Consider the following 1,355-nt stretch of genomic DNA (forward strand, 5'->3'; position numbering starts at 1 on the left):
GTCAAGGGTTGTGTAAAGCTGACTAATAATAAACAGACGATAAATCCTGTGCCACTCTTTTATAGCTATATGTTCGTCCATCTACACCACTCCATAAAATAACTATTTTGTTAAAATTCTTCCTTAGGATATTTAATGTAAGACGAGTCACCTTCAATCATCTCTTCAAAAATTTGGTCAATCCACTCTTGGAACACCGTTAAACCAGTTTCTGCATTGCCACTATGCTCATTTACATGATCAGCAAATCCTTCAGCAAATTTCCTTTTATATTTGACCTTAATTTCCTCATCATAATTATTGGGATTATTGTCAAAAGCGACTACTAACATATCAATCGGCAATTTTATTACCACATTATTACCGCTAACCTTTGCGTACTTCATTTCCCATTCCCCTTTTGAATAATATTTTTTTGTATTACACATACTACATCTGAGCCGCTTTCTCCCTGGCTTCTCTCTTTCCAAATAGAAGGTGCTCCTTTGTGCAGTGGGCGAGCATAGCAGGTAACTTAATTAGTTGCCTGCTACCTTTGTGTATAGGCGTAAAGCTTCTTTTACAAAATAACGCTTTTGTTATAAAACTAATCCATCATTATGCTTTCCACTTTGTTCATGGTGGCTTGCATATCTTGATACGCACCTAATATATCTTTAGTCTTATAATTACGTTTACCTAAATTTATGTGTACTTCCCATCTAATCACACTGAATCTATCTTCGCTTTTTCGTTGCTTTTCTAAACGAATAACCGCACGTCTACGTACCATTTTCACTACGATTCCTCATTTCTTAACAAAATTCAAATTTGGTTTTACTTTACATCAACACGTGCTTGACTAGCTTCTCTACTAAAACCGTCTGGATATCTTTTGGCTAATTTAGATATATTCATTTGAGCAATATCTTCTAGGGTATATCCCATTTCGTGGGCCATAATGGAGATATAGTACATGATGTCCCCCAACTCCAACGCCAACTTATGTGTATTCCCGTTCTCCTCCCCTGGACAATGAGCTGGATCAAATCCATGACCATGAAAGATGGCTTTTTTTACGATATCAGCAACCTCACCAGCTTCTCCAGTAAGCCCTAATGCTGCATTTAAAACTCGTCCACCGAAATCGTTATTTGCATTCCATGTACGTAATGTTGCTTCCTGATATTGATCTAATTCACAGATTTGATTAATATTCATTACAGCTTGTCCTCCCTTAGATTCACTAACTAATTTAGTTGTTACATATACACCGTTTTCCATAGCTTTCATTTTCATCTACTCCCTTTAACTAATGTTTTTATTTTTAGACTTAGCTGGTGTTGTAGCTGCTTTTATCGGTTCCCATCCATAAC

3 protein-coding genes are annotated in these 1,355 nt (G+C 36.3%); all 3 read right to left on the reverse strand.

Annotation, left to right across the window (positions count from 1 at the left end; genetic code table 11):
* Nucleotides 1-110: 110 nt before the first annotated feature.
* The gene (locus ACS2CR_RS34125) at nucleotides 111-386 is read right to left on the reverse strand and encodes a hypothetical protein (protein ID WP_151159977.1); all 276 of its coding nucleotides are present in this window, start codon (nucleotides 384-386) and stop codon (nucleotides 111-113) included.
* A gap of 200 nt (nucleotides 387-586) precedes the next feature.
* Nucleotides 587-772 (reverse strand): hypothetical protein, encoded by a 186-nt coding sequence (locus tag ACS2CR_RS34130; protein WP_002134037.1) that lies wholly within the window; start codon nucleotides 770-772, stop codon nucleotides 587-589.
* 44 nt (nucleotides 773-816) lie between these two features.
* Nucleotides 817-1,272, reverse strand: coding sequence for a nucleoside triphosphate pyrophosphohydrolase family protein (locus ACS2CR_RS34135; protein ID WP_151159892.1), 456 nt, complete (start codon nucleotides 1,270-1,272; stop codon nucleotides 817-819).
* Between the last annotated feature and the right edge of the window lie 83 nt (nucleotides 1,273-1,355).

Origin of the sequence: Bacillus cereus group sp. BceL291 (genome assembly GCF_051776705.1) — a bacterium.
GTDB classification, from domain to species: domain Bacteria; phylum Bacillota; class Bacilli; order Bacillales; family Bacillaceae_G; genus Bacillus_A; species Bacillus_A cereus.

Excerpts from the sequence above, each read along its gene's own strand:
- ACS2CR_RS34135 (WP_151159892.1), bottom strand. The coding sequence starts at position 1,272 with ATGAAAGCTATGGAAAACGGTGTATATGTAACAACTAAATTAGTTAGT.
- ACS2CR_RS34130 (WP_002134037.1), bottom strand. The coding sequence starts at position 772 with ATGGTACGTAGACGTGCGGTTATTCGTTTAGAAAAGCAACGAAAAAGC.
- ACS2CR_RS34125 (WP_151159977.1), bottom strand. The coding sequence starts at position 386 with ATGAAGTACGCAAAGGTTAGCGGTAATAATGTGGTAATAAAATTGCCG.